This window comes from Dyella terrae (genome assembly GCF_022394535.1).
In the GTDB taxonomy this organism is placed as follows: domain Bacteria; phylum Pseudomonadota; class Gammaproteobacteria; order Xanthomonadales; family Rhodanobacteraceae; genus Dyella.
This window is the reverse complement of record NZ_CP089414.1, coordinates 4822068-4849051: the sequence shown is the minus strand read 5'-3', so window position 1 is coordinate 4849051 and position 26984 is coordinate 4822068. Positions and strand designations below refer to the sequence as shown.

The following is a 26984-nucleotide window of genomic DNA, read 5'->3' as shown; positions in this document are numbered from 1 at the left end:
TTAACCTCTGAAAGTTCTAGCTGTACTGCTTACCAGCGGTAATGCGAGAAGGCCTTGTTGGCCTCTGCCATGCGGTGCGTCTCTTCGCGCTTCTTGATCGCGCCACCGCGATTCTCGGAAGCTTCGAGCAACTCGGCGGCCAGCTTGCGCGGCATCGAGGTCTCGCCGCGCTTGCGGGCGGAATCGATGGCCCAGCGCATGGCGAGCGCCATACGGCGACCCGGACGCACTTCGACAGGCACCTGATAGGTAGCGCCGCCGACACGACGCGACTTCACCTCGACCGCCGGAGCGATGTTGTTCAGTGCCTTCTCGACGAGCTGCACCGGCTCAGCGTTCTTTTCGCCGAGGTGGGCAAGCGCGCCATAGACGATGCTTTCTGCAACCGACTTCTTGCCGCTCTTCATCACCATGTTGATGAAGCGAGCGATCAGCTGGCTACCGTGCTTGGGATCCGGCAGGATCAGACGGGCGGGATGTGAACCTTTACGCGACATAGTTAATTCCTAAAGATCAGGACTTCGGGCGCTTGGCGCCGTACTTGGAGCGCGACTGACGGCGCTTGGTGACGCCGGCGCAGTCGAGACTGCCGCGCACCGTGTGGTAACGCACACCCGGCAGATCCTTGACGCGACCGCCGCGGATCAGGACCACGGAGTGCTCCTGCAGGTTGTGACCTTCGCCACCGATGTAGCTGATGACTTCGTAGCCGTTCGTCAGGCGCACCTTGGCAACCTTACGCAGCGCCGAGTTCGGCTTCTTCGGGGTGGTGGTGTAGACGCGCGTGCACACGCCGCGACGCTGCGGGCTGTTCTGCAAAGCCGGCGAAGCACTCTTGTAGGTCTTCGGGCTACGGGATTTGCGAACCAACTGATTGACTGTCGTCATTGAAGCTGTTCCTGAGAAACATAAAGGCAGACCGAACCGGCTCGGTCTGCCAAGAAGCGGGAATTTAACATGGGCAGCCTGTCACAGACAAGCTGACGCCCTGCCGGCCCTGGCCCGAACACGAGGCGCACTCCTTGCGCCTCTTTTCGTATGTCAGCGAGTAGAGCCCGTGAGGGGCTTACTCCACACCAATGTCGCTACCGGTGGTGGCTTCTGCGAAGGAAGCCGACGAAGCGGAGCCAGAAAGGGTTTCGAGCTCCGAGGCGGTCAGACCACCCTGACGATGACGCGATGCGTGATACGCCAGACCCGTACCTGCCGGAATAAGACGGCCGACAATAACATTTTCCTTCAGGCCACGCAAGGTGTCACGCGTGCCACGGACCGCCGCTTCCGTCAAGACTCGGGTCGTTTCCTGGAAGGAAGCTGCCGAGATGAAGGATTCCGTAGCCAACGAAGCCTTGGTGATACCGAGCAGCACCGACTGGAACTCCGCCGGACGCTCGCCACGCTTAACGGCGCGAGCGTTTTCGCCATTGATGCGAACACGCTCGACCTGCTCACCACGCAGGTAGTGACTCTCACCCGGATCGGTGATCTCCACCTTGCGCAACATCTGGCGAATGATCGCTTCGATGTGCTTGTCGTTGATCTTCACGCCCTGCAGACGGTAGACGTCCTGGATTTCCTTGACCAGGTAGGAAGCCAGCGGCTCGACACCCAGCAGGCGCAGGATGTCGTGCGGGCTGGGCTCGCCGTCCACCACGGTTTCGCCCTTCTCCACGTGCTCGCCTTCGAACACGATGACCTGACGCCACTTCGGAATCAGCTCTTCGTGCTCGTTGCCGTCCACGTCCTTGATGATGAGGCGCTGCTTGCCCTTGGTGTCCTTGCCGAAGCTGATGACGCCCGAGCGCTCGGCGAGGATCGCCGGTTCCTTGGGCTTGCGCGCTTCGAACAAGTCGGCCACGCGGGGCAGACCACCCGTGATGTCGCGGGTCTTGGAGGTTTCCTGCGGGATACGAGCGACCACGTCACCCACGCCCACCTGTGCACCGTTCTGGATTGACACGATGGCACCGGCCGGGAGCATGTACTGCGCCGGCACGTCGGTGCCCGGCAGCTTCAGCTCGCGACCCTTGGCATCTTCCAGGCGCACGATCGGGCGCAGGTCCTTGGCAGCCGTACCACGGCGCTTCGGATCGGTCACCACTGCCGATTCCAGACCGGTCAGTTCGTCGGTCTGGCTCTGCACGGTGATGCCATCGATGAAGTCGATGAAGCGCACGGTACCGGCCACTTCCGACACGATCGGATGGGTATGCGGATCCCAGTTAGCCACGGCCTGACCAGCCTTGACCGGATCGCCGTCCTTGACGGTGATCGTGGCGCCGTAGGGCACCTTGTAGCGCTCACGCTCACGGCCGTTGACGTCGATGACGCTGACTTCGCCCGAACGTGACACCGCCACCAGGTGACCCTGGTTGTGATGCACGGTCTTGAGGTTATTGAATTTCAGCGTGCCGGTGGTCTTCACCGTCACGTTGTCTACGGCAGCCGCACGAGACGCCGCACCACCGATGTGGAACGTACGCATGGTCAGCTGGGTACCCGGCTCACCGATCGACTGCGCAGCGACGACGCCAACAGCCTCACCCATGTTCACCAGGTGACCACGGGCCAGGTCGCGGCCGTAGCACAGTGCGCACACGCCATGATCGGCAGAGCAGGTGATGGGCGAGCGCACCTTAATCGACTGCACGCCAGCCTTGTCGAGCTTCTCGACCAGGGCTTCGTCCAGCAGGGTGTCGCGCGTGACGATCGGCTCGTTGTCTTCGCCCGGGCCGTAGACGTCTTCCAGAGCCACACGGCCAAGCACGCGGTCGCGCAGCGGCTCGACCACGTCGCCGCCTTCGACGATCGGCTGCATGGTGACGCCTTCGTCCGTGCCGCAGTCGTACGAGGTGATCACTACGTCCTGGGCCACGTCGACGAGACGACGGGTCAGGTAACCGGAGTTCGCCGTCTTCAACGCCGTATCCGCCAGACCCTTACGGGCACCGTGGGTGGAGTTGAAGTACTGCAGAACGTTCAGGCCTTCGCGGAAGTTCGCCTTGATGGGCGTCTCGATGATCGAACCGTCCGGGCGAGCCATCAGGCCACGCATGCCGGCCAGCTGACGAATCTGGGCGACCGAACCACGAGCGCCCGAGTCGGCCATGATGTACAGCGAGTTCATGGACTTCTGGTTGACCGTCTTGCCTTCGGCATCGGTCACCTTCTCGGTACCGATACCGTCGATCATCGCCTTGGCGACGAGTTCGTTAGTGCGCGACCAGATGTCGACGACCTTGTTGTAGCGCTCACCAGCGGTCACGAGACCGGACTGGTACTGCTCCTGGATCTCGACCACTTCCTTCTCGGCTTCTTCCAGGATCGGCTTCTTCTGATCCGGGATAATCATGTCATCGATGCCGATGGAGATACCCGCGCGCGTGGCGAAGCGGAAACCGGTGTACATCAGCTGATCGCCGAAGATCACGGTGTCCTTCAGGCCCAGGCGGCGATAGCACTGGTTGATCAGGCGCGAGATGTTCTTCTTGGTCAGCTCGGTGTTGGCCAGCGCGAACGGCAGACCTTCCGGCATGATTTCGAGCAGCAGCGCGCGACCCACGGTCGTATCGACGATCTGGGTACCTTCGGTGCGGTTGCCGTCTTCGTCGATCTGCACCTGGTTGATGCGAACCTTGACCTTGGCGTGCAGCTGCACGGCGCGGTTGTCGTAGGCGCGGCGGACTTCGCCGATGCCCGAGAACACCATGCCATTGCCCTTCGCGTTCACCAGCTCGCGGGTCATGTAGTACAGCCCCAGCACCACGTCCTGGGTCGGCACGATGATCGGCTCACCGTTGGCGGGCGACAGGATGTTGTTGGTCGCCATCATCAGAGCGCGGGCTTCGAGCTGCGCCTCGATCGAGAGCGGCACGTGCACAGCCATCTGGTCACCGTCGAAGTCGGCGTTGAATGCCGTACAGACGAGCGGATGCAACTGGATGGCCTTACCTTCGATCAGCTTGGGCTCGAACGCCTGGATGCCGAGACGGTGCAGCGTCGGTGCGCGGTTAAGCATCACGGGATGCTCGCGGATCACCTCTTCGAGGATGTCCCACACCTGGCCTTCTTCGCGCTCGACGAGCTTCTTGGCGGCCTTAATGGTGGTCGCTTCGCCGCGAGCCTGAAGCTTGGCAAAGATGAAGGGCTTGAACAGCTCAAGCGCCATCTTCTTCGGCAGGCCGCACTGGTGCAGACGCAGGGTCGGGCCCACCACGATCACGGAACGACCGGAGTAGTCCACGCGCTTGCCGAGCAGGTTCTGACGGAAGCGGCCCTGCTTACCCTTGATCATGTCGGCCAGCGACTTCAGCGCGCGCTTGTTCGTGCCGGTGATGGCACGACCGCGACGGCCGTTGTCGAGCAACGCATCGACCGATTCCTGCAGCATGCGCTTTTCGTTGCGCACGATGATGTCGGGCGCATTGAGTTCAAGCAGGCGACGCAGACGGTTGTTGCGGTTGATGACGCGACGGTACAGATCGTTCAGATCGGACGTGGCGAAGCGACCGCCATCGAGCGGCACCAGCGGACGCAGATCCGGCGGCAGCACCGGCAGCACGGTCAGCACCATCCACTCCGGCTTGTTGCCGGACTCGAGGAAGGCTTCGATCAGCTTGACGCGCTTCGTGAGACGCTTGAGCTTGGTCTCGGAATTGGTCGAGCCAATCTCTTCCTTCAGGCGCACTACTTCGCCCGGAAGGTCCAGGGACTTGAGCAGCTCATAGACGGCCTCGGCACCCATGCGGGCATCGAACTCGTCGCCATGCTCTTCCACGGCTTCCAGGTACTGGTCTTCGCTGAGCAGCTGGCCGCGCTCAAGCGCGGTCAAACCCGGATCGATCACCACGAAGGCTTCGAAGTACAGGATGCGCTCGATATCACGCAGCGTCATGTCCAGCATCAGGCCGATGCGCGACGGCAGCGACTTGAGGAACCAGATGTGCGCGACCGGCGAGGCCAGGTCGATGTGACCCATGCGCTCGCGGCGCACCTTGGCCAGGGTGACTTCGGTGCCGCACTTTTCGCAGACCACGCCGCGGTGCTTCATGCGCTTGTACTTGCCGCACAGGCACTCGTAATCCTTCACAGGACCGAAGATGGCGGCGCAGAACAGGCCGTCACGCTCCGGCTTGAAGGTGCGGTAGTTGATCGTTTCCGGCTTCTTCACTTCGCCGTACGACCACGAGCGGATCAGCTCTGGCGAAGCCAGGGCGATCTTGATCGCATCGAAGTCAGGCGCGGTGCGCTGCTGGTTGAACAGATTGAGCAGGTCTTTCATGGATGTCTCCGAAGATCGGAAATAGGGAATGGAGAATCGGCAATCGGGAGACCGAGGAATGAAGCTTCATTCCTCGTCTCGTCCTCAACTCACTTCACTTCTTCCAGATCAATATCGATACCGAGCGAGCGGATTTCCTTCACCAACACGTTGAAGGACTCCGGCATGCCCGCCGCCATCTCGTGGTTGCCGTCGACAATGTTCTTGTACATCTGGTTACGGCCCTGCACGTCATCGGACTTCACCGTCAGCATTTCCTGCAGGGTGTAGGCCGCGCCGTAGGCTTCCAGCGCCCAGACTTCCATTTCACCGAAGCGCTGGCCACCGAACTGCGCCTTGCCGCCCAGCGGCTGCTGGGTGACGAGCGAGTACGGACCGGTCGAACGCGCGTGCATTTTGTCGTCGACCAGGTGGTTCAGCTTCAGGTAGTGCATGTAGCCCACGGTGACCGGGCGATCGAACGCCTCGCCAGTACGACCGTCGAACAGCACCGTCTGGCCGGATTCCGGCAGATCAGCGAGCCTGAGCATCGCCTTGATCTCTGTTTCCTCGGCACCGTCGAACACCGGTGTCGCCATCGGCACGCCTTCCTGCAGGTTGTTGGCCAAGGCGAAGATTTCTTCGTCGGTCAACGACTTCAGGTCGACATGCTGCACGGCGCCAGCGACGTGGTGGTTGTACACCTGGTCGAGGAACTCACGGATCTGCGCCACCTTGGCCTGCGCTTCGAGCATCTTCTGGATCTTCTTACCCAGACCCTTTGCGGCCCAGCCAAGATGCACTTCCAGAATCTGACCGATGTTCATACGCGACGGCACGCCCAGCGGGTTCAGCACGATGTCGACCGAGGTACCGTCTTCGGAGAACGGCATGTCCTCCACCGGCACCACGTTGGACACCACACCCTTATTACCGTGGCGACCGGCCATCTTGTCGCCCGGCTGGATGCGGCGCTTTACGGCCAGGAACACCTTGACCATCTTGAGCACGCCCGGAGCAAGGTCGTCGCCCTGGGTGATCTTGCCCTGCTTTTCCTTGAAGCGCTTGTCGAACTCTTCCTTATGGCGCTTGATCTGGTCAGCCGCGCGCTCGAGGAACTCGGTTACATCCTCTTCCTTGACGTTGACCTTGAACCAGTCGTCCTTCTTCAGACCGTCCAGGTAAGCGTCAGTGATCTCGGCGCCGCGCTTGAGGCCGCCGGGACCGCTCATCGCGGTCTTGCCGACGAGCTGGGTGCGCATACGGTTGTAGATCGCGCCCTCGAGAATGCGGAACTGGTCATCAAGATCCTTGCGGATGCGCTTGACTTCCATTTCCTCGATTTGCTTGGCGCGTTTGTCCTTCTCGATACCGTCGCGAGTGAAGACCTGCACGTCGATGACGGTGCCGTCCATACCCGGCGGCACGCGCAGCGAGCTGTCCTTAACGTCGGAAGCCTTTTCGCCGAAGATCGCACGCAGCAGCTTTTCTTCCGGCGTAAGCTGGCTCTCGCCCTTCGGCGTGACCTTGCCGACCATGATATCGCCGGCCTTCACTTCCGCACCGATGTACACGATGCCTGATTCGTCGAGGCGAGCCAGTGCCTGCTCACCCACGTTCGGGATGTCGGCGGTGATTTCCTCGGCGCCCAGCTTGGTATCACGCGCGATGCACGACAGCTCCTCGATGTGGATCGAGGTGTAGCGGTCTTCTTGCACGACGCGCTCGGAGAGCAGGATCGAGTCTTCGAAGTTGTAGCCGTTCCACGGCATGAAGGCGATCAGCATGTTCTGGCCGAGCGCGAGCTCGCCCAGGTCGGTCGACGAACCGTCGGCCAACGTGTCGCCCTTTGCCACCACATCACCCACGTTCACTAGCGGACGCTGGTTGAGGTTGGTGTTCTGGTTGGAGCGGGTGTACTTGGTCAGCGTATAGATATCGACGCCGGCATCGTTGTCGCCGACTTCTTCCTCGTTCACGCGTACCACGATACGACCCGCGTCGACCTGGTCGATCACGCCGCCGCGCTTGGCGGTAACGATGACGCCCGAGTCACGTGCCACAGCGCGCTCGATACCCGTACCCACCAGCGGGGTCTGCGAACGCAGGGTCGGCACAGCCTGACGCTGCATGTTCGCGCCCATGAGTGCGCGGTTCGCGTCGTCGTGCTCGAGGAAGGGCACAAGTGCTGCCGCCACCGACACGGTCTGCATGGGCGAAACGTCCATGTAGTCCACTTCAGCAGACGGACGCAGCTCGGACTCGCCACGGAAACGGCAAGACACGAAGTCTTCGACAAACGCGCCGTCCTTCAACGGGGAGTTCGCCTGCGCGATCACATGATCGCCCTCTTCGATCGCCGACAGGTAATCCACCTGGTCAGTGACCTTGCCGCCCACGACCTTGCGGTACGGCGTCTCGAGGAAGCCATACTGGTTGGTGCGCGCGTAAACGGCGAGCGAGTTGATCAGGCCGATGTTGGGACCTTCCGGCGTTTCGATGGTGCAGACGCGGCCGTAATGAGTCGGATGCACGTCGCGCACTTCGAAGCCTGCGCGTTCACGCGTCAGACCGCCTGGGCCCAGTGCCGAGACGCGACGCTTGTGCGTCACTTCCGACAGCGGGTTGTTCTGATCCATGAACTGGCTGAGCTGCGACGAGCCGAAGAACTCCTTCACCGCCGCCGCAACCGGCTTGGCGTTGATCAGTTCCTGCGGGGTCAGACCTTCGGACTCCGCCAGCGACAGGCGCTCACGCACCGCGCGCTCGACGCGCACCAGACCAATGCGGAAGGTGTTCTCGGCCATTTCACCGACCGAACGCACGCGACGGTTGCCCAGGTGATCGATATCGTCGACGGTACCGTGACCGTTCTTGATGTCGATAAGCACCTTGAGCACGTCGAGGATGTCGGAGCGGTCGCCCTGTGAGGCAACGAGCTTCTGAGCTTCCTCTTCCTTGCGGTCAGCGAAGTACCTCTTGTCGAACAACACGCCCGGACCCGTGATTTCCTGACGGCCCACGCGACGGTTGAACTTCATGCGACCGACGGCCGACAGGTCGTAGCGATCGAAGGTGAAGAACAGGTTGTAGAACAGGTTCTGCGCGGCGTCCTTGGTCGGCGGCTCGCCCGGGCGCATCATGCGATAGATTTCCACCAGCGCCTCGAGCGGCGTCTTGGTGTTGTCGATACGCAGGGTGTGCGAGATGTACGCACCGCGATCCAGGTCGTTGACGTAGAGCGTCGGCACGACTTCGATACCGGCCTTGCGGAAGTTTTCCAACTGCTCGGCGGTGATTTCGTCGTTGGCCTGGGCCAGCAGTTCGCCGGTCTTGGGGTCGATGACGTCAATCGCGAGGATGCGGCCGACCGGATAGTCGTCCGGCACTTCCAGCGCAGTGATGTTCTCGGCGGCGAGCTGACGCACGTGACGCGCCGTGATGCGCTTGCCGGCTTCCACCAGCACCGTGTCACCAATGGTCAGATCGAAGGTCAACGTTTCGCCGCGCAGGCGCTCGGCGACGAGCTCCAGCGTGGTGCCGCCCTTCTTCCCCAGGTGGAACACGTTATGCTCGAAGAACACGTCGAGCATTTCGACATTGGTGTAGCCAAGCGCACGCAGCAGCACCGTCACCGGCAGCTTGCGGCGACGGTCGATACGCGTGAACAGTGCATCCTTCGGGTCGAACTCGAAGTCGAGCCACGAGCCGCGGTAAGGAATCACACGGGCCGAGAACAGCAGCTTGCCGGAGCTATGCGTCTTGCCGCGGTCATGATCGAAGAACACGCCCGGCGAACGATGCAGCTGCGAAACGATGACGCGCTCAGTACCGTTGATGATGAAAGTGCCGGTGTCGGTCATGAGCGGAATTTCGCCCATGTAGACTTCTTGCTCCTTCACGTACTTCACGGCTTTCTTGGAGGCCGGGCTGTCCTTGTCATAGATGACCAGACGCACGGTCACGCGCAGCGGCGCACCGAAGGTCATGCCGCGGTTGCGGCACTCGCGCTCATCAAACGGCGGCTCGCCCAGGCGATAGTCGACATACTCAAGTGCGGCATTGCCCGAATAGCTCACGATCGGGAACACGGACTTCAGCGCGGCGTGGAGACCCTTCTCATCGCGCTGCTTGGGAGCGACATGCTCCTGCAGGAATTCGCGATAAGAGTCGGTCTGGATGGTCAGCAGGTTCGGAACGCCCAAAACAGGGGGACGCTTGCCGAAATCCTTGCGGATGCGCTTCTTCTCGGTAAACGAGTAGGTCATGGTGGGTACCGCCTCGGTTGTGTATTCGATGAATCGGGAGTCGGAAATTAGAGAATCGGGAATAGAGAATCGAAAGCTACCCACCTTCAAGGGCTGCTCCCTAATTCCCTATTCCCCATTCCCTGCCGACAACAGGCAAAGCCCAGGGGCTTACGCCCCCAGGCTTGGCTTGACGCTAGATCAAACTGACGGCGCGCAAGAGCGCCAATTACTTCAGTTCGACCGTGGCGCCGGCAGCTTCGAGGTCCTTCTTGAACTTCGCAGCGTCGTCCTTCGAAGCGGCTTCCTTCACGACGCCACCGGCTTCGGTCAGGTCCTTCGCTTCCTTCAGGCCCAGGCCCGTGATGGCGCGGACGGCCTTGATCACGTCGACCTTCTTGTCGCCTGCGCTCTTGAGGATGACGTCAAACTCGGTCTGTTCTTCAACAGCCGGGCCAGCAGCGGCCGGACCAGCGGCCATCATCACGGGGGCGGCGGCGGTGACGCCAAACTTTTCTTCGATGGCCTTCACCAGGTCCATCACTTCCATCAGCGACTTGGCGGCGACGGCTTCAACGATCTGTTCGTTGGTCAGGGACATTTGCATTTACCTCTGGAAATTGATTCGAATTGAATAGTCAACGAACTTAGGCGGGCTCGGCTTCAGCCGGGGCCTCGGCGGCAACTTCGCCACCACCCTGCTTGTCGGCCACAGCCTTGACCACGCGGGCGAACATCGAAGCGGGCTCAGCCAGCACACGGGCCAGCATGGCCAGTGCCTGTTCGCGAGTCGGCAGCGACGCCAGCACTTCGACGTGCTCGGCCGGAAGCAGCTTGCCTTCCACCGAGACGACGCGCGCCTTCAGCTTGTCGTTGGTCTTGGCGAATTCCTTGATCAGGCGACCGGCAGCGCCGGGCTCCTCGGTCGAGAATGCGTACAGCAGCGGACCGGTCAGGGCGTCCTTGACGACCTCAAACTCGGTACCTACCACAGCGCGCGATGCAAGCGTGTTCTTGACAACCTTCAAGAACACGCCGGATTCGCGAGCCTTCTTGCGCATCGCGGTCATCTGTTCGACCGTGGTGCCCGCATACTCGGCAGCGACCAAGGAGTGAGCCTTCGCGGCAACTTCTGCCAGTTCGGCGACTACTTCTTGCTTCTGAGAGAGATTCAGAGCCATTTTTCACTCCTCTTATGAATTCCGCTTACGGCTCCTGCCGCTTGCGGTCCTGAGCGACACCGTCCGTGACGTCGGGGATCAGAGATCCCGGGTGGTGGCCTTTCCAGAACACACTCCTAAAACATTAGGATTCCAGAAGGGGCGACACCATCTACGCAGGCCAGATCCGCGAGGAATCCGATTAAGCGAACCCGCTTGCCACGACGGCGATTCCTTGCCAACACGAGCTCCCTGCTCGTCGTCGTGGCGCGTTGATCGCGCCTGCGGTCTTTGACGGCGGCCTTGGCACTAGGCCGCGGCTGCCTTCAAAAACGTGCCCGCACTAGTCATGCCAGTGCGGGACTTGAACTTGTTACTTGGTCGACACCGACAGAGTCGACACTTCGACCGGCACGCCCACGCCCATGGTGGACGACAGAGCGACCTTCTGCAGATACTGACCCTTGGCGGTCGACGGCTTGGCCTTCAGCAAGTCGTTGACCAGAGCGTTCAGGTTGTCCGCGAGCTGGGCAGCGTCGAAGCTAGCCTTGCCGATGGTGGCGTGGATGATGCCCGCCTTGTCGTTGCGGAACTTCACCTGGCCGGCCTTGGCATTCTTGACAGCCGTGGCGACGTCGGCCGTGACCGAGCCGTCCTTCGGGTTCGGCATCAGGCCACGGGGGCCGAGCAGCTGACCAAGCTTACCGACCACACGCATCGCGTCCGGCGTAGCGATCACGCGACCGAAGTCGAGATCACCAGCCTGCATGCGCTCAGCCAGGTCGTCCATACCGACAGCATCAGCACCGGCAGCCTTGGCGGCCTCGGCCTTCTCGCCCGCCGGCACGAACACGGCGACCTTGACGGTCTTACCGGTGCCGTGCGGCAGCAGCGACGAACCACGCACACCCTGGTCGGACTTCTTGGCGTCAATGCCGAGGCGGACGGCGACGTCCACGGACTCAGCGAACTTCGCCTTGGCGTTGTTCTTGACGATGGTCAGGGCTTCTTCCAGGCCATAGAGCTTGCCCGGCTGCACTGCGGCCTGGGCCGCCTTCAAACGCTTCGTGATCTTTGCCATGTCTTAGCCCTCCACCACAAAGCCCATGCTGCGCGCGCTACCAGCGATGGTGCGCACTGCAGCGTCCAGATCAGCAGCCGTGAGATCCGGCTCCTTCTGCTTTGCAACGTCTTCCAGCTGCTTGCGGGTGATCTTGCCGACCTTGTCGGTGTTCGGCTTGGACGAGCCCTTGGCGATGCCCGTGGCCTTCTTGATCAGGATCGACGCCGGCGGGGTCTTGGTGATAAAGGTGAAGCTACGGTCCGAATAGGCCGTGATGATCACGGGGATCGGGAGACCTGGCTCCAGCTTCTGCGTAGCGGCATTGAACGCCTTGCAGAACTCCATGATGTTCAGGCCGCGCTGACCGAGGGCCGGACCCACCGGCGGCGACGGATTGGCCTGACCGGCCTTGACCTGCAGCTTGATATAACCAGTTACTTTCTTTGCCATTGCATTTTCCTCGCGAGTTCAAGCGCCTTGCGGCTCCTCGAAACGTTGTCATTCCCTGAGAGAGGAAGGCTCGCCGTCCCGCGAACCCCAGAAACACGGGCACGCCGGGCAAAACACCCCAGCGTGAACCGCGCAGTATAGAGATTGATCAAGTTTTAAGCAAGCCCCATGCCGAGGCCAGCCATAGAGCCAAGTCAGGCTTTCTCGACCTGACCGAATTCCAGCTCAACCGGGGTCGATCGACCGAAAATGAGCACCGCGACGCGTAGCCGGCTCTTCTCGTAGTTGACCTCTTCGACCACGCCGTTGAAGTCATTGAACGGACCATCGGTGACGCGAACCATTTCGCCAGGCTCAAACAGGACCTTGGGCTTAGGCTTCTCGACACCCTCACGAACGCGACTCAGAATGGCATCGGCCTCAGAGTCACGGATCGGGAGCGGTCGGTCCGCCGTGCCACCAATGAAACCCATGACTTTCGGGGTTTCCTTGACCAAGTGCCAGCACTCGTCGTCGATGCGCGGCGCCTTACCCTCGGTATCCGTCTCGATCTGCACGAGAACGTAACCAGGAAAGAACTTGCGCTCGCTGCGGCGCTTCTGGCCGCTACGCATCTCGATGACCTCTTCGGTCGGAACCAACACTTCGCCGAACCTCTCCTCCATACCAGCGCGACGGATTCGCTCATCAAGCGACCGCTTTACCTGGTTTTCGAAGCCCGAATAGGCGTGCACCACATACCAACGCTTGCTCATGCCATCACCTCATGTACCGAGCTTGAGCAGCCAGTCGAGCACGACCGACTTCAGGATCAGATCAATCAGGCCCAGCAGCAGCGAAAGCACAATGACCACGACAATGATAATGCCGGTCGTCTTGAGCGTTTCGTCGCGGGCAGGCCAGACCACCTTGCGCAATTCGAACTGCGACTCGCCGAGGAAGGCGCGCACACGCCGGCCAGGGGCAGTGAACGCACCGATGGCCAGCGAAAGGATCAGCGCCGCCAGCACGCCCAGCAGTCGTACCGACTGTGGAACTGCGCCGTCACTGCCGAACCAAGAATACGCAAAAATGCCGGCTGCCAGCACGATTACGGCCAGCACCAGCTTGGCAATATCGGCGCCAGTAGCGCCCTTAGTTGATTCTGCCTTCGTATTCATGCGACGTGATCGGATGAGAAAGGCATCGACCGGGCTACGGTCTGCATGCCATCCGCCATCCGTCGTGGATCCTCGGGAAGATGGCACGCCAGGAGGGACTCGAACCCCCAACCTGCGGTTTTGGAGACCGCTGCTCTGCCAATTGAGCTACTGGCGTATTCAGAAAATGGGTGAAGTCGCTCGCCTTGCTGCCACAAGGTGGCGCCCTTGGGCACCTATTCCAAGGGCGGACCTAGGTCCGCCCCGGGATTTCCTTGCAGCCCGCAGAGCGGGCGACTCCCCAGTGTACAGCTTACTTGATGACCTTGGCCACCACGCCGGCACCAACGGTACGGCCGCCTTCGCGAATGGCGAAGCGCAGACCCTGGTCCATGGCGATCGGGTGGATCAGGCTGACAACCACCTTGATGTTGTCGCCCGGCATGACCATTTCCACGCCTTCCGGCAGCTCAATCGCGCCGGTCACGTCGGTCGTGCGGAAGTAGAACTGCGGACGGTAGCCCTTGAAGAACGGGGTGTGACGACCACCTTCGTCCTTCGACAGCACATACACCTCAGCCTCGAAGTCGGTGTGCGGGGTGATCGTGCCCGGCTTGGCCAGCACCTGACCACGCTCGACGTCGTCGCGCTTCAGGCCGCGGAGCAGCAGACCGGCGTTGTCGCCTGCCTGACCCTGGTCCAGCAGCTTGCGGAACATTTCCACGCCCGTGACGGTGGTCTTCTGGGTCGGGCGGATGCCCACCACTTCGACTTCGTCACCGACCTTGATGATGCCGCGCTCGATACGACCGGTCACCACGGTGCCGCGGCCGGAGATCGAGAACACGTCTTCCACCGGCATCAGGAACGGCTGGTCGATCGCACGCTGCGGCTCCGGAATATAGGTATCCAGCGCCTCCACGAGGGCGATGATCGCCGGCACGCCGATTTCCGACTGGTCGCCTTCCAGCGCCAGCTTGGCCGAACCCTTGATGATCGGGGTGTCGTCGCCCGGGAACTCGTACTTCGACAGCAGTTCACGCACTTCCATCTCGACCAGCTCGAGCAGCTCGGCGTCGTCCACCATGTCGGCCTTGTTCAGGAACACGACGATGTAGGGCACGCCCACCTGACGGGACAGCAGAATGTGTTCGCGGGTCTGCGGCATCGGGCCGTCAGCGGCCGAGCACACCAGGATCGCGCCGTCCATCTGCGCGGCACCCGTGATCATGTTCTTCACGTAGTCGGCGTGGCCCGGGCAGTCCACGTGGGCGTAGTGGCGGTTCGGCGATTCGTATTCGACGTGAGCCGTCGAAATCGTGATACCACGTGCCTTTTCTTCCGGCGCCGCGTCAATCGCGTCATACGCCTTGAATTCGCCACCGAAGCGCTCTGCGCCGACCTTGGTCAGTGCGGCCGTCAGCGTCGTCTTGCCGTGGTCCACGTGACCAATCGTGCCGACGTTGACGTGCGGCTTGGTGCGCTCGAATTTACCCTTTGCCATACGCCTAAAACCCCGATGGAGTCAAAAATAATGAGGAGTGGAATCAATACCCGCGGACCGCGGTGAGATGGTGCTCATGACTGGAATCGAACCAGCGACCTCTTCCTTACCAAGGAAGTGCTCTACCGACTGAGCTACATGAGCACTGCAAAACCAGCGAGAGCCAATGGAGCGGAAGGCGGGAATCGAACCCGCGTAATCAGTTTGGAAAACTGATGTTCTACCATTGAACTACTCCCGCCCTGCGCGGAACTCGTCTGGTGGAGGGAGGTGGATTCGAACCACCGAAGGCGTAAGCCAGCAGATTTACAGTCTGCCCCCGTTGGCCGCTTGGGTATCCCTCCAACAAAGAACGGCTATTGTGTGGATCAGCCCGGGGGCTGTCAACACCTTCTGCGAAAAAATTGACGTTTTTCCGCGTTTTTTTTCACCAACTCAGAGGTGTCTCTCAGACACCTTCCGCGACGTGCGCGTCAACAAGCTGCTCCATCTCCTTGGAAAGATTCATGAGCTTCATGGCCTGCTCCTGCAGCAGGCGCTCATGGTCATCGCGCGGCTGCCATGTCGGCACCGGCGTAGGCTTGCCCTCAGGTGCATCCAGCGCCACAAACACCATCACGCAACTGGTCGCCAAGCGATGCTCGTCGCTGCGCAGATCGCGCGCCAGCACATCCACGGCCATGTGCATGCTGGAGCGCCCCGTATGGATCAGGCGCGCCCGCACAGTGACCATGTCACCGATGAGAATGGGCTTCACGAACTGGATACCACTGACCGACGCGGTAACGCAGTAGGCCCCGCTCCATGCGACAGCGCAGGCGTAACCCGCCTGATCGATCCACTTCATCACCATGCCGCCGTGCACCTTGCCGCCGAAATTGACATCAGTCGGCTGAGCCAGGAAACGGAAATTCACTTCATGTTGCTTGCCGGGCATGGAGGAGAGACTCGAGGGGAACAGTAGCGAGATTATGCGCCCTCGCCCACGCCACGCACACCGCCCGTATTCCTGGCCGGGCTCTCGCCGCGCGCAACCCAGCGAGCCATGGCAGGACATGACGCATGGGCGAACAAGGCGCATCATGCAGCGACCCGCTTCGACACCGCCGCCATGAAGCCTCCAGCCGCCGACAGTCCGTCGCACTGCTCGCCTGCGCCGCACTGACGTCCTGCCAGGCCACGCACCCTAACGCGACGGAGCCGCGCTTGCCCATAATCATCGCCCATCGCGCCGGGAAGGCCGACGCCCCGGAAAACACCCTCGAAGCGATCCGATTGGCGTCAACAATGCCCAGGACTATCGCGCTGCCGCCTGCCTCGGTCTCAGATACGGTTCTGACGGACTCTCCCGCCACACTTACGTCGGTTCGCGATGCCTTGTCAGGCCGCCCCTTACGCTGCGACGAACTCGCGCCGTAACAGATCATGGGCACTGCCACCACCTTGCCACGCAGGCGCGCTGGATCGCGATCGACCACGAAACCGAAGCGCTGGTAGACCGGGACGGCCCCCTCAGCCGCATTGAGCGTGAACACACGCGTGCCTGCGCGGCGCTCACAATCGTTGCGCAAGCGATCCCACAGTTTTCTAGCGATGCCCTGACCCTGGTATCGCGTACTGACAAACAGATAGACCACGTGACTATCGTTGCGCACCGCGGCGACGCCAACCAGCACGCCAGCCAAGAAGGCGAGATGGAAGCGCAGATCGAACTCCATGCGTTGCCGGACGACTGGCGCCCGCAGTGACTGCTCCAGTGCCTCTACGGCCTCGGGCGGCTGGCCAGGCATGATCCAACGGCGCGCAACGCGACGCACCAGTCGTGACACGGCCGGCGCATCGTCAACGCAAGCCCGTCGTATGCGGAAATTAACCATGGCCGCATCACAGCACGCGCGCCGCGCGCCGTACAAGAAACTCAGTGAGCATCCGATCCAGCCAGCCCCCGAATGGTGGCCTGGTACTCCAAACGAACACGATCAATCCAAGGAGGATCACGCCGTTGAGAATTCCTGCACCACGCTGCAGATCGCCGCCTCCCACTCACGCAGAAGAAGACGGACACAAAAAAAGGCCGCGCAATGCGCGGCCTTTTTTCCCCGAACCGTCCGTTTAGACGTTGAACAGGAAGTGCAGCACGTCGCCATCCTTCACGATGTAATCCTTACCTTCCTTGCGCAGGCGGCCCGCCGAGGCAGCGCCAGCCTCGCCCTTGTACTGGATGAAATCGTCGTAGCTCACTGTTTCGGCGCGGATAAAACCGCGCTCGAAGTCGGTGTGAATCACGCCCGCCGCCTGCGGCGCGGTGAAACCACGCTTGATCGTCCAGGCGCGCACTTCCTTCACGCCAGCGGTGAAGTAGGTCTGCAGATTGAGCAATTTGTAGCCCGCGCGGATCACGCGGTTGAGGCCCGGCTCGTCAAGACCCAGGTCCTTGAGAAATTCGTCGCGGTCGGCGTCGTCGAGCTGAGAGAGCTCTTCTTCAATAGCGGCGCACACCGGCACCACTTCGGCGCCTTCGGTGACGGCACGGGCGCGCACGGCGTCCAGGTGCGGATTATTCTCGAAGCCGTCTTCGCGCACGTTGGCGATATACATCAGCGGCTTCAGCGTGAGCAGGAACAAGTCGCGCACGAGCGCCTTTTCATCGTCGTCCAAGCCGAGGCTGCGCGCAGATTTGCCTTCGTTGAGGCCAGCGGCAAGCTTCTGGAGCACCGGCTTTTTCGCCACGGCCTCTTTGTCGTTGGCCTTGGCGGCGCGCTCGGCGCGGTTCAGCGCCTTCTCGACGGAGTCCAGGTCGGCCAACGCCAGTTCGGTATCGATGGTCTCGATATCGGCGATCGGATCGACCTTACCGGCGACATGGATGATGTCGGTGTGCTCGAAGCAACGCACGACATGCGTGATCGCATCCACTTCGCGGATGTGCGCGAGGAACTTGTTGCCCAGACCTTCACCCTTCGATGCGCCGGCAACGAGGCCCGCGATGTCGACGAACTCGACCGCGGTCGGAATGACTTTCTGCGGATTGACGATGTCCGACAACGCGTTCAGGCGCGGATCGGGCACGGGCACCACGCCCACGTTCGGCTCGATGGTGCAGAACGGGAAGTTGGCCGCAGCGATGCCCGCCTTGGTCAACGCGTTGAACAGGGTGGATTTGCCGACGTTAGGCAGGCCGACAATGCCGCATTTGATGCCCATGGGAACTCCGCGAAGCTGTGATCTGGCGACGAACAAAAGCCCGGACAATCAGTCCGTCTTCTTATCCGCCGCCGGGGTATGTAGTTGTTGCATGGCCTTGTCGAACTGGCCATCGACCGCCAGCGGCAGCACGTCGAGCGCGCGCGCCATGCCGTCGACGATGGCGTCTTCGTCCTGCGCCGATGGGCGACCGAGCACCCACGGCGTAACTCTATCTTTGTGGCCTGGATGGCCGATGCCAATGCGCAGGCGATGAAATTTGGCGTGCCCAAGATGCGCAACGATGTCGCGCAGACCGTTCTGGCCACCGTGACCGCCGTCGAATTTCATCCGCACGGTGCCAGCATCGAGATCGAGTTCGTCGTGCGCCACCAGGCACTCGTCCGGCTCGATCTTGTAGTAGCGCAACGCCGAAGCCACGGCGATGCCGCTTTTATTCATGAAGGTGGCGGGCTTGAGCAGCCACACCGACTGGCCGCCGATGCGTACCTTGCAGGTCTCGCCATGCAGCTTGCCGTCGAAACCGAAGCGCTCGCCCTGCCCTGACGCCAGGGCATCAACAAACCAGAACCCGGCGTTGTGCCGGGTTCGGAGATATTCGGCACCGGGATTGCCCAGTCCGACGATGAGTCGAAGACCCGCCATAAGATCGAACGGCCCACGCCCCGAGAGGACATGGGCCGCAGCGACTTACTTCTTCGGCGCTTCCGGAGCCGGGGCGGCTTCGCCCTCGGCCGGAGCCGCGTCGACTTCTTCCTTCACCGTATTGGCGGTGACGACGGCCGTGTCGTGATCCGCACCCAGGTGCAGAGCGACGATTTCCACGCCCTTCGGCAGCTTGAGCTGCGACAGGTGGACGATGTCGCCCGGCTTGAGGTCGGTCAGGTCGAGTTCGATGAACTCCGGCAGATCCTTCGGCAAGCAGGACACTTCCACTTCCGTCAGGTTGTGCGAGATCACCACGCCCGAGGTCTTGGCAGCGGGCGACTTGTCCTGATTCAGGAAGTGCACCGGCACCTTCACGCGCAGGGCGGCGTTTTCGTCAACGCGCAGGAAGTCCATGTGCAGCATCTGCAGCTTGTACGGATGCTTCTGCCAGTCACGCACCAGCACCTTCTGCACCTTGCCGTCGACGTTCAGGTCGAGCACCGAGGAGAAGAACCACTCGTGCTTGGCAGCGAGCAGGATGGTGTTGTGTTCGATCTGGATGCTCTGCGGGGCCTGGCCGGCGCCGTAGACAACAGCAGGCACGACGCCGGTGTGACGCAGGCGGCGGCTCGCACCCTTCCCCTCGTCATTACGGATCGTAGCCTTGATTTCGTGAGTCGTAGCCATGTTGGTATTGCCTATCAAAAGTGAGCTGCCTTGCGGCAGTCAGGCGACTCCCCCGCGACCAGAGGAGCCGTAAAGCCGCGACAGACTTATGCCTGTCGCAGGAAAACTCAGTCGATGTACAACGAGCTCACCGACTCGCCGAAGGCGATGCGGCGGATCGTTTCCGCCAACAGCTCGGCAACCGAAAGCTGGCGGATCTTGCTGCATGCGGCGATATCGGCGCGCAGCGGCAAGGTGTTGGTGACCACCAGTTGGTCGAGCTGGGAGCCCTCGATGTTCTTCAACGCCGCACCCGACAGCACCGGATGCACGCAGTACGCCACTACCTTGCGGGCGCCGCGCTCCTTCAGAGCCGCAGCCGCCGCACACAAGGTGCCGGCGGTGTCGACGATGTCGTCGACCAGCACGCAGGTCTTGCCGTCGACTTCACCGATGATGTTCATCACGGTGGCGACGTTCGCCTTCGGACGACGTTTGTCGATGATGGCGAGATCGGCGTCATCCAGGCGCTTGGCCATGGCACGCGCACGAACCACACCACCGACGTCCGGACTGACCACGATCAGGTCGTCCATGCTGTAGTTGCGCCAGATGTCTGCCAGCAGCACCGGCGAGGCATAGACGTTGTCTACCGGGATGTCGAAGAAGCCCTGGATCTGATCCGCGTGCAGATCAACCGTGAGCACACGATCCACGCCCGAGGTGCCGATCATCTTAGCCACCATCTTCGCCGTGATCGGCACGCGCGCCGAACGCGGGCGACGATCCTGGCGGGCGTAGCCAAAGTACGGGATGACCGCCGTCACGCTGGCCGCCGAGGCGCGCTTGAGCGCGTCCACCAGCACCAGCAGCTCGAACAGGTTCTCCGCGCTCGGCGCACCCGTGGGCTGCAGCACGAACACTTCCTGGCGGCGGACGTTTTCCTCGATCTCCACCTGCGCTTCGCCGTCACTGAACGTGCTGACGAGGGCTTTGCCAAGCGGCACACCAAGACGCTGAGCCACGTCTTCGGCAAGTGCGCGATGGGCGTTACCGGTGAAGAGCATCGGGCCGGAAAGGTCGACGGTCATCTTTAGAGCCTGTTTGAGCCATGTGGAAATGGCTGGGGCGGAAGGATTCGAACCTTCGCATGCAGGAATCAAAATCCTGTGCCTTAACCAGCTTGGCGACGCCCCAGTAATAACTGGTCTTACTTACTTGCCGTTCCTGTCGATGCCGCGAAAGCGCGCCAGGGCGACATGCAACGGAGAAACATCCTCACCCTTGGCCACATGGGCCGTGAAACCGGTGGGACACCGCTCCGCAATGGCTTCGGCACGTTCCACGGAGTCCGTTTCCAGGAAAACGCACGCACCGCTGCCGGAAAGCCTTGCCCGGCCGAAGCCGTCGAGCCAGTCCAGCGCCGCAGCCACACGCGGATGTCGCGCGCGGACCACGGGCGCGAACGCGTTCTCGACCGTTTCGCCCGAAGCAAAGGATGAAATTGTGGCGGGCGGGGCATTTCGTGTCAATTCAGAAGCTTGAAAAAGTGCTCCGGTCGGCACGTGTTCGTGGGGGTCCAACACCACGTACCAACGCTCTGGCAGGCTTAAAGGCGTGAGTTTTTCACCTATTCCCTCGGCCCAGGCCGACCGTCCGCGCACAAAGACCGGCACATCCGCGCCCAGTTGGCGCCCCAGTTCAGCCAGGGCATCCTCGTCCAGCCCGGCGTCCCAGAGGCGATTCAACGCCACCAGCACGGTCGCGGCGTCCGAGCTCCCGCCGCCCAAGCCGCCGCCCATAGGGACGCGCTTCTCCACCTCAATATCGGCGCCCGAGCCCGCCGGCGCGTGGGGCTGCAGTAGACGGGCCGCCCGCACCACCAGGTCGCTCTCGGCGGGTACCTCAGGAACGTCGGTCAGACGATGAATTTCCCCGCCATACCGGATACGCAGGCGGATCTCGTCGCCCCAATCCAGCAGGCGGAACACCGTCTGCAGCTCGTGGTAACCGTCCGGCCGGCGACCGACGATGCGCAGGAATAGGTTCACCTTGGCCGGCGCCGGCCAGACGGTCCAGTCGGCGAGATCAGGCGGCGGCAACGGCCGGCTCATAAAGACGCGCAGGTCGTCCGGGAAGCCGTTTTCGCGGTCACGCTCGCGGGCGAAGGCAAATTCCGGACGATTCTTGTCCACGACCTGGAAGCCATGCTTCGCATAGAACGGGGCATTCCACGGCACGTCGGCCAGGGTACCGAGATCGACACGGTGATAGCCGGCCATGCGCGCCCAGCCACACGCGTGTTCGAGCAGGGCAGCGCCGATGCCGCGCTGTCCATGCGAGGGCAGCACGTCCATCTCAGCCACCCCGATGGCGTCACCGCCCTCCTCCGCATCCAGCCAGACGAAACCAACAGGCTCGCCCGAGCCAATGACAGCCACCCAGACGAGACCGCGGGCGATGGCTTCACGCATCACTTCGGGCGGTACCGATACCTCGCGATAGGACCGCCACGCGGGATGGCCACGAAACAGTTCGACCGCTGCGCGCTCAATGGCGCACAGGGCGTCGACCTGATCGGGGCGGGCGCGTTCGATGTGGAAGGTCATGGAAATGCTCTCAACTTCCTCTCCCCTCCGGAGAGGGGATTGAGGTGAGCCTCAAAAAAGGATCAAGGGCGGATGCTCGAAGTGGCGTTGCCGCGAAATGGGCCCCTCGTCTTAAAAAGCGGCCACTTACTGGATATTCCAGGACTCCACCGACAAGCGCACCGAATACGGCGGGTTGCTGGCGAAGATCTTGGTCGGCACGGCCGGCTCCCGCGTGGTGTCCCAGGCGGGGTACGAGATGGTCCAGCCATCCTGCGTCAGCGTCGCCGGCAGCCCATCGTCGCCGAACGTGATGTCGGCGGGGCCGCTATCGGCGCGGACGCCCAGCACCCAAGCGCGCAAGTCACGCAGAGGGACGTGCCAGCCCAGCGCGTTCTGCACGACCGTCTCCGGATCCGTGCTGCGCTGCGGACCGCCATCCAGCCCTTCGAGCACCGCCCATTCCGGCGTCACACTGAGCTTGAAGCTCTTGGCACCCACCGGCCCACGCACGACGAAGTCGTAACTGGTGCCGTTCTGGGTCCACGTGAGCGTGCCGCTGCCGCCGTCTTTCTTGCCGTTGACCTCACCTACCACGCCGATCTTGCCCTGCAGCACCCAATGATCGGTCTTGACCAGCAGGTGTTCGCGGGCGCGCTGCTCGTTGAGCAATGTCGAGTAATCGGCCCTGGGTTGCGGACGGACGGCTTCCTTATGGGCGCAGGCGGCTAACAGCAGCGGCAAGGCTGCCGCGAGGAGACGAATAGGAAGCTTCATGGATTGAGACGCTTGAGGGTGTTGTGGAGGTTGACGCTTTGCGGGTCCATCTTACGGACTTCGTCGAACACACGGCGAGCGTCTTCCTGGCGCCCTTGCTTCCACAGCACTTCGCCCAGGTGCACGCCGACGTCCGCATCCTTGTGCGCCGTCCAGGCACCGCGAAGGGACTTCTCAGCCTGATCCAAGTGCCCCAGGCGGTACTGCAGCCAGCCCCAGGAATCTTGGATGGCCGGATCATCCGGGCGTTCCGAGCGCGCCTGTTCGATCAGCCGCTGTGCCTCAGGGAGATCTCGATTGGCGTCGGCCAGCGTGTAGCCCAGCGCATTGGAGGCATCGGTGTCGTCGGGCTTAAGCTGAAGCAAGTGACGGAAATCGTTGACGGCCTGATCGGTCTGGCCCGCTTCCGCATAAGCCAAACCGCGCCCATAGAGCAGGGCCAGATCGTCGGGCGTCACCTGCAGGGCACGGCTGAACGCGCGCTCAGCCTGGGCGTACTGCTGCTCGTCCATGTAGAGCTCGGCATCCACTTCATAGGCGCGACGGAGCATGGCGGGCTGGTCGAGATAGTCCGTCTGCATCTGCGCCAGTTGTTCGTGAGCCTCGGCACTACGGCCGAGATCCTGCAGCAAGATCGCGCTGCGCAGATCGGCGTCGAAGGCGTGGTCGTCATCGTCGGCGACCTGGTCGTACCACTTCAGGGCTTCTTCCTTCTTGTCCAGCATCTCCGCCATCTGGCCGAGCAGGTAGGCACTGCTCTGGCGCACGTCTTCGGGCGAATGTTGCAACTGGTTGTAGAGGCGACTGATCGTTTTGGTGTCTTTGGCTCGGGCAGCCAGCGCAGCCCGCATGGCATAGGTGTCCGAGTCTTGCGGGCCGTTATCGAGCAGTTTGGCGGCCGTGGTGTAATCGCCGCCCTGCCCCAGCAAGGTCGCATAGGCCAGGCGCATCTGCGTGTTCTTCGGATCCTTGGCCATGGCCTTGTCGAACAAGGCTTTGGCGCCAACCCGGTCGCCATCGTGATACTTCATCTGACCCAGCCAAGCGTAGGTCTCCGCCGTGCCGAAACGCTTCGCAGCGGCGTCCGCGATCTGCAACGCATACGCATGGCGGCCGAGCTTGTCACCCAGTTCGCTCATGGCGAGCCAGGCCTGCGGATCGTTGGGCAAGCGCTGCGGCGTGGCGATGGCTTCCAGCAACTGGGTCGCCTGAGCGGCATCCCGGCTGCTGACCAGCACGCGGCCAAACTGGCGCCAGGCATCCGGGTCACCGGTGCCTACGAGGATCTCGAGCTGGCGGCGCGCCTCCTCGGTGTTGCCTTGGCTGAGCGCCAATTGCGCACGAGCTTGCGCGAGCGGTGCCGGCTTGGCCCCCAGCGCCTGCCACCGGGCGATCGCCGCCTGGGCGGCGTCGGTATCCCGTATCGCAATGGCCAGGGCAGCGGCCTGCTCGGCCACCTTCGGATCGGGGGAAAGCTGTGCCGCGCGGCCGTAGGCCTGGGACGCCGTCTTGAGATCGGTGCGGGTGAGCGCCATCTCGCCAGCAAGCAGTTGGGCCATCAGGTCGTGATCCTGATCGGGAACCGCCACCACCAGCCGGCCCAGCGGCTGTTTGTCGTTGGGCAACGTGCGCCCCCCGGTGCCCGAGACGGTGGCGCATCCGGCCAATACCAGGGCCACCATGCCGCCAGCCGCAAAATGCCGCAGTTGCTTGAACTTGGACCACCTGCTCAGCACACTATTCTCCGCTCATCCGTCCGTGACACGGCCGTATCCACACTGTAGAACGGTCGCTGCTCATTTCTAGTTTACGCCGCCGGATGCCTCTCGCTCCGAATCGAACCATGAAGCTGATCGCCCTAGGGCTCAACCACCTCACCGCGCCAGTCAATTTGCGCGAACAAGTGGCATTCGATGCGGAGTCCGCCGGACTGGCCCTGCAGGCGCTCGCCCGCGAGCCCGGCGTGGAAGAGGCCATGATCCTCTCCACATGCAACCGTACCGAACTATATGTGAGTGTCTCGGCAGGGGCCGAAGACGTTCCGCAGGCGTGGCTCAGCCGTCATCATCAACTGACTCCGGGCAAGCTGGACGAGTTCCTCTACCGGCATGACGAAGATGCGGCCGTGCGTCACATGTTCCGCGTCGCGACGGGCCTCGACTCCATGGTGCTGGGCGAACCGCAGATCCTCGGCCAGGTGAAGGACGCCTACCAGCAGGCGCGCGATGCCCAGGCACTGCGCGCGCCGATGGAGCGTTTACTCCAGCACACCTTTGCCGTGGCCAAGCGCGTGCGCACTGACACCCGCATCGGCGCACACACGGTATCCGTCGCCTTTACCGCCGTACGGCTGGCCGAGCAGGTGTTCGCGGATTTGCGCCAGGCTTGCGTGCTGCTGATCGGCGCCGGCGACACCATCGAGTTGGCCGCACGGCATCTGATGGACAAGCAGGTGCGCCGATTGATCGTGGCGAACCGCACGCTGGAGAACGCGCAGGAGCTTGCCAGCCGCTACGGCGGCTATGCCATTTCGCTCCACGATTTGCCGCAGCATCTGGCCGACGCGGACATCGTGATCAGCTCCACCGCCGCGCGCCAGCCCATCGTGACGCGCAGCATGGTCGAGAAAGCCGTCTCCGCCCGCCGACGCAAGCCGATGTTCATGGTGGACATCGCCGTGCCGCGCGACATCGAGCCATCCATCGGCGAGCTGGACGACGTGTTTCTCTACGGCATCGACGACCTGCGCCAGGTGATCGACGACAACCGCCGCTCCCGCGAGGCTGCGGCACATGAGGCCGATGCCATCATCGACCTGCAGGTCGAGCGTTACATGGCCTGGCGCCGCGCGCTTTCGCTGCGTAACCCTGCGGTGGACCTGCGCCAGCACGCGGAAGCCTATCGCGACGAAGTGCTGGATAAGGCCCGCGCCATGCTTGCGCGAGGCAAGTCGCCGGAGGAGGCCCTGGCCTTCCTCGCCAACACCCTCACCAACAAGCTGCTGCATCACCCGAGCGCGCGCCTGCGCGAAGCGGCGATGAGCGGCGACATGGATCTGCTACACGCAGCGGGTCGCCTGTATGGCATCACGGAGAAACCGGAAGTGAGCGAAGAGTAGCGGGAGAACGAGACGTCCCCTTGCGCCCGGTGCGCAACCTCTCCCTCCCCTCACTTCGCACACTCGCCATGACGCCTTCCATTCGCCGCAAGCTCGAATCCCTCGCCGAACGCCACGAAGAAATTGGACTGCTACTCGCGCAGCCCGACGTACTCACCGATACCAACCGTTTCCGCGAGTTGTCGCGCGAATACGCACAACTGGAACCCGTGACGAACTCGCTGCGCGAGCACGACCAGGCCGAACGCCAACTGGGCGAAACACGCGCCATGCTGGACGACCCCGAGCTGCGCGACATGGCGCAGGACGACATCGGTCGTCTCGAGCACCGCCTCGCCGAGCTCGACGACGAACTACAGATCCTGCTGCTGCCGAAGGACCCGCGCGACGAGGCCAACCTGTTCCTCGAAGTGCGCGCCGGCACCGGCGGTGACGAAGCCGCCATCTTCGCCGGCGACCTGTTCCGCATGTATGCGCGCTACGCCGAACGCCGTCGCTGGCACGTGGAAGTGTTGAGCGAGAACGCCGGCGAACACGGCGGTTACAAGGAAATCGTGGCGCGCATCGAAGGCAAAGGCGCGTACTCACGGTTGAAGTTCGAATCCGGGACGCACCGCGTGCAGCGCGTCCCGGCAACCGAATCGCAGGGCCGCATCCATACCTCGGCGGCGACGGTGGCGATCCTGCCGGAGATGGATGAGATCGACGAGATCGAGATCAATCCCTCGGACATCAAGACCGATACGTTCCGTGCATCCGGCGCGGGCGGCCAGCACGTCAACAAGACCGATTCGGCCATCCGCATCACCCATCTCCCCAGCGGTATCGTGGTCGAGTGCCAGGATGAGCGCAGCCAGCACAAGAACCGCGCCCGCGCCATGAGCCTCCTGAAGGCACGACTGCTGGACGACGAGCGCAGCAGGCAGGCCGCTGTCCAGGCAGAGTCGCGTCGCCTGCAGGTGGGCTCGGGCGATCGCAGCCAGCGCATCCGCACCTACAACTTCCCGCAGGGACGCATTACCGACCATCGCGTGAACCTGACGCTCTACCGCCTTCCCGAGGTGCTGCAGGGCGATCTCGACGAACTGGTCGACACCCTGACCCGCGAAAACCAGGCCGACGAACTGAAGGCCCTCACCGCCGGCTGAGTGCGCGCAGAC

General features: G+C 62.5%; 22 protein-coding genes and 5 tRNA genes. 2 read left to right on the top strand and 25 right to left on the bottom strand.

The window, feature by feature from the left end:
* Positions 1-29 precede the first annotated feature (29 nt).
* The 25 genes from rpsG to DYST_RS21295 all read right to left on the bottom strand — a co-directional run bounded on the left by rpsG (position 30) and on the right by DYST_RS21295 (position 24442).
* Entirely contained in the window at positions 30-497 is a 468-nt protein-coding gene (gene rpsG / locus DYST_RS21415) for a 30S ribosomal protein S7 (RefSeq protein ID WP_102305037.1), read from the bottom strand.
* A 16-nt stretch (positions 498-513) separates the two neighbouring features.
* Positions 514-888: a 30S ribosomal protein S12 gene (gene rpsL, locus DYST_RS21410; RefSeq protein ID WP_019464011.1), complete on the bottom strand. Its 375-nt coding sequence runs from the start codon at positions 886-888 to the stop codon at positions 514-516.
* Between the two features lie 178 nt (positions 889-1066).
* Positions 1067-5281, bottom strand: a complete 4215-nt coding sequence (gene rpoC / locus DYST_RS21405) for a DNA-directed RNA polymerase subunit beta' (RefSeq protein ID WP_239948239.1) — start codon at positions 5279-5281, stop codon at positions 1067-1069.
* Positions 5282-5370: 89 nt separating this feature from the next.
* On the bottom strand, positions 5371-9528 hold the full coding sequence (gene rpoB / locus DYST_RS21400; RefSeq protein WP_102305035.1) for a DNA-directed RNA polymerase subunit beta: 4158 nt from the start codon (positions 9526-9528) through the stop codon (positions 5371-5373).
* 208 nt (positions 9529-9736) lie between these two features.
* A complete protein-coding gene (gene rplL, locus DYST_RS21395; protein WP_102305034.1) occupies positions 9737-10108 on the bottom strand; it encodes a 50S ribosomal protein L7/L12 in 372 nt (123 codons plus the stop codon).
* A gap of 46 nt (positions 10109-10154) precedes the next feature.
* Entirely contained in the window at positions 10155-10688 is a 534-nt protein-coding gene (rplJ, locus tag DYST_RS21390) for a 50S ribosomal protein L10 (RefSeq protein WP_102305033.1), read from the bottom strand.
* Between the two features lie 352 nt (positions 10689-11040).
* The gene (gene rplA / locus DYST_RS21385; RefSeq protein WP_102305032.1) at positions 11041-11748 is read right to left on the bottom strand and encodes a 50S ribosomal protein L1; all 708 of its coding nucleotides are present in this window, start codon (positions 11746-11748) and stop codon (positions 11041-11043) included.
* A 3-nt stretch (positions 11749-11751) separates the two neighbouring features.
* On the bottom strand, positions 11752-12180 hold the full coding sequence (gene rplK / locus DYST_RS21380; protein ID WP_102305031.1) for a 50S ribosomal protein L11: 429 nt from the start codon (positions 12178-12180) through the stop codon (positions 11752-11754).
* 194 nt (positions 12181-12374) lie between these two features.
* The gene (gene nusG / locus DYST_RS21375; protein ID WP_102305030.1) at positions 12375-12935 is read right to left on the bottom strand and encodes a transcription termination/antitermination protein NusG; all 561 of its coding nucleotides are present in this window, start codon (positions 12933-12935) and stop codon (positions 12375-12377) included.
* Between the two features lie 9 nt (positions 12936-12944).
* Positions 12945-13340 carry a preprotein translocase subunit SecE gene (gene secE, locus DYST_RS21370; protein ID WP_239948238.1) on the bottom strand — a complete coding sequence of 132 codons (396 nt, stop codon included), beginning with the start codon at positions 13338-13340 and terminating at the stop codon, positions 12945-12947.
* Positions 13341-13421: 81 nt separating this feature from the next.
* A tRNA-Trp gene (locus tag DYST_RS21365) sits at positions 13422-13497 on the bottom strand.
* A gap of 135 nt (positions 13498-13632) precedes the next feature.
* Positions 13633-14823, bottom strand: a complete 1191-nt coding sequence (gene tuf, locus DYST_RS21360) for an elongation factor Tu (RefSeq protein ID WP_102303873.1) — start codon at positions 14821-14823, stop codon at positions 13633-13635.
* 68 nt (positions 14824-14891) lie between these two features.
* Positions 14892-14967 (bottom strand) — tRNA-Thr (locus DYST_RS21355).
* Between the two features lie 23 nt (positions 14968-14990).
* Positions 14991-15064, bottom strand: a tRNA-Gly gene (locus tag DYST_RS21350).
* A gap of 17 nt (positions 15065-15081) precedes the next feature.
* A tRNA-Tyr gene (locus DYST_RS21345) sits at positions 15082-15167 on the bottom strand.
* 104 nt (positions 15168-15271) lie between these two features.
* Positions 15272-15760, bottom strand: coding sequence for an acyl-CoA thioesterase (locus DYST_RS21340; protein ID WP_102303872.1), 489 nt, complete (start codon positions 15758-15760; stop codon positions 15272-15274).
* Positions 15741-16541: a GNAT family N-acetyltransferase gene (locus DYST_RS21335; protein WP_239948236.1), complete on the bottom strand. Its 801-nt coding sequence runs from the start codon at positions 16539-16541 to the stop codon at positions 15741-15743. Before DYST_RS21335 ends, DYST_RS21340 begins: the two co-directional genes overlap by 20 nt.
* A 394-nt stretch (positions 16542-16935) precedes the next feature.
* Entirely contained in the window at positions 16936-18027 is a 1092-nt protein-coding gene (ychF, locus tag DYST_RS21330) for a redox-regulated ATPase YchF (protein WP_102303870.1), read from the bottom strand.
* 48 nt (positions 18028-18075) lie between these two features.
* On the bottom strand, positions 18076-18672 hold the full coding sequence (gene pth, locus DYST_RS21325) for an aminoacyl-tRNA hydrolase (protein ID WP_102303869.1): 597 nt from the start codon (positions 18670-18672) through the stop codon (positions 18076-18078).
* Positions 18673-18717: 45 nt separating this feature from the next.
* The gene (locus DYST_RS21320) at positions 18718-19362 is read right to left on the bottom strand and encodes a 50S ribosomal protein L25/general stress protein Ctc (protein WP_102303868.1); all 645 of its coding nucleotides are present in this window, start codon (positions 19360-19362) and stop codon (positions 18718-18720) included.
* Between the two features lie 107 nt (positions 19363-19469).
* The gene (locus DYST_RS21315) at positions 19470-20408 is read right to left on the bottom strand and encodes a ribose-phosphate diphosphokinase (protein ID WP_102304013.1); all 939 of its coding nucleotides are present in this window, start codon (positions 20406-20408) and stop codon (positions 19470-19472) included.
* 53 nt (positions 20409-20461) lie between these two features.
* Positions 20462-20538 (bottom strand) — tRNA-Gln (locus DYST_RS21310).
* A 17-nt stretch (positions 20539-20555) separates the two neighbouring features.
* Positions 20556-21950: a 4-(cytidine 5'-diphospho)-2-C-methyl-D-erythritol kinase gene (ispE, locus tag DYST_RS21305; RefSeq protein ID WP_239948234.1), complete on the bottom strand. Its 1395-nt coding sequence runs from the start codon at positions 21948-21950 to the stop codon at positions 20556-20558.
* Between the two features lie 126 nt (positions 21951-22076).
* Positions 22077-22706, bottom strand: a complete 630-nt coding sequence (lolB, locus tag DYST_RS21300) for a lipoprotein insertase outer membrane protein LolB (RefSeq protein ID WP_102303867.1) — start codon at positions 22704-22706, stop codon at positions 22077-22079.
* Positions 22703-24442, bottom strand: coding sequence for a tetratricopeptide repeat protein (locus DYST_RS21295; RefSeq protein ID WP_239948232.1), 1740 nt, complete (start codon positions 24440-24442; stop codon positions 22703-22705). The genes lolB and DYST_RS21295 overlap by 4 nt, the downstream gene beginning before the upstream one ends.
* Positions 24443-24549: 107 nt before the next feature.
* On the opposite strand from DYST_RS21295, the gene hemA reads away from it, so the two are divergent.
* The gene (gene hemA, locus DYST_RS21290) at positions 24550-25824 is read left to right on the top strand and encodes a glutamyl-tRNA reductase (protein WP_239948230.1); all 1275 of its coding nucleotides are present in this window, start codon (positions 24550-24552) and stop codon (positions 25822-25824) included.
* Between the two features lie 68 nt (positions 25825-25892).
* Complete coding sequence (gene prfA, locus DYST_RS21285; protein WP_239948228.1) at positions 25893-26972, top strand: peptide chain release factor 1; 1080 nt, start codon at positions 25893-25895, stop codon at positions 26970-26972.
* Positions 26973-26984 lie beyond the last annotated feature (12 nt).

What these genes read in the sequence shown, in the direction of transcription:
- rpsG (WP_102305037.1), bottom strand. Translation starts at nt 497, where the DNA reads ATGTCGCGTAAAGGTTCACATCCCGCCCGTCTGATCCTGCCGGATCCC.
- rpsL (WP_019464011.1), bottom strand. Translation starts at nt 888, where the DNA reads ATGACGACAGTCAATCAGTTGGTTCGCAAATCCCGTAGCCCGAAGACC.
- rpoC (WP_239948239.1), bottom strand. Translation starts at nt 5,281, where the DNA reads ATGAAAGACCTGCTCAATCTGTTCAACCAGCAGCGCACCGCGCCTGAC.
- rpoB (WP_102305035.1), bottom strand. Translation starts at nt 9,528, where the DNA reads ATGACCTACTCGTTTACCGAGAAGAAGCGCATCCGCAAGGATTTCGGC.
- rplL (WP_102305034.1), bottom strand. Translation starts at nt 10,108, where the DNA reads ATGTCCCTGACCAACGAACAGATCGTTGAAGCCGTCGCCGCCAAGTCG.
- rplJ (WP_102305033.1), bottom strand. Translation starts at nt 10,688, where the DNA reads ATGGCTCTGAATCTCTCTCAGAAGCAAGAAGTAGTCGCCGAACTGGCA.
- rplA (WP_102305032.1), bottom strand. Translation starts at nt 11,748, where the DNA reads ATGGCAAAGATCACGAAGCGTTTGAAGGCGGCCCAGGCCGCAGTGCAG.
- rplK (WP_102305031.1), bottom strand. Translation starts at nt 12,180, where the DNA reads ATGGCAAAGAAAGTAACTGGTTATATCAAGCTGCAGGTCAAGGCCGGT.
- nusG (WP_102305030.1), bottom strand. Translation starts at nt 12,935, where the DNA reads ATGAGCAAGCGTTGGTATGTGGTGCACGCCTATTCGGGCTTCGAAAAC.
- secE (WP_239948238.1), bottom strand. Translation starts at nt 13,340, where the DNA reads ATGAATACGAAGGCAGAATCAACTAAGGGCGCTACTGGCGCCGATATT.
- tuf (WP_102303873.1), bottom strand. Translation starts at nt 14,823, where the DNA reads ATGGCAAAGGGTAAATTCGAGCGCACCAAGCCGCACGTCAACGTCGGC.
- DYST_RS21340 (WP_102303872.1), bottom strand. Translation starts at nt 15,760, where the DNA reads ATGCCCGGCAAGCAACATGAAGTGAATTTCCGTTTCCTGGCTCAGCCG.
- DYST_RS21335 (WP_239948236.1), bottom strand. Translation starts at nt 16,541, where the DNA reads ATGGAGTTCGATCTGCGCTTCCATCTCGCCTTCTTGGCTGGCGTGCTG.
- ychF (WP_102303870.1), bottom strand. Translation starts at nt 18,027, where the DNA reads ATGGGCATCAAATGCGGCATTGTCGGCCTGCCTAACGTCGGCAAATCC.
- pth (WP_102303869.1), bottom strand. Translation starts at nt 18,672, where the DNA reads ATGGCGGGTCTTCGACTCATCGTCGGACTGGGCAATCCCGGTGCCGAA.
- DYST_RS21320 (WP_102303868.1), bottom strand. Translation starts at nt 19,362, where the DNA reads ATGGCTACGACTCACGAAATCAAGGCTACGATCCGTAATGACGAGGGG.
- DYST_RS21315 (WP_102304013.1), bottom strand. Translation starts at nt 20,408, where the DNA reads ATGCTCTTCACCGGTAACGCCCATCGCGCACTTGCCGAAGACGTGGCT.
- ispE (WP_239948234.1), bottom strand. Translation starts at nt 21,950, where the DNA reads ATGACCTTCCACATCGAACGCGCCCGCCCCGATCAGGTCGACGCCCTG.
- lolB (WP_102303867.1), bottom strand. Translation starts at nt 22,706, where the DNA reads ATGAAGCTTCCTATTCGTCTCCTCGCGGCAGCCTTGCCGCTGCTGTTA.
- hemA (WP_239948230.1), top strand. Translation starts at nt 24,550, where the DNA reads ATGAAGCTGATCGCCCTAGGGCTCAACCACCTCACCGCGCCAGTCAAT.
- prfA (WP_239948228.1), top strand. Translation starts at nt 25,893, where the DNA reads ATGACGCCTTCCATTCGCCGCAAGCTCGAATCCCTCGCCGAACGCCAC.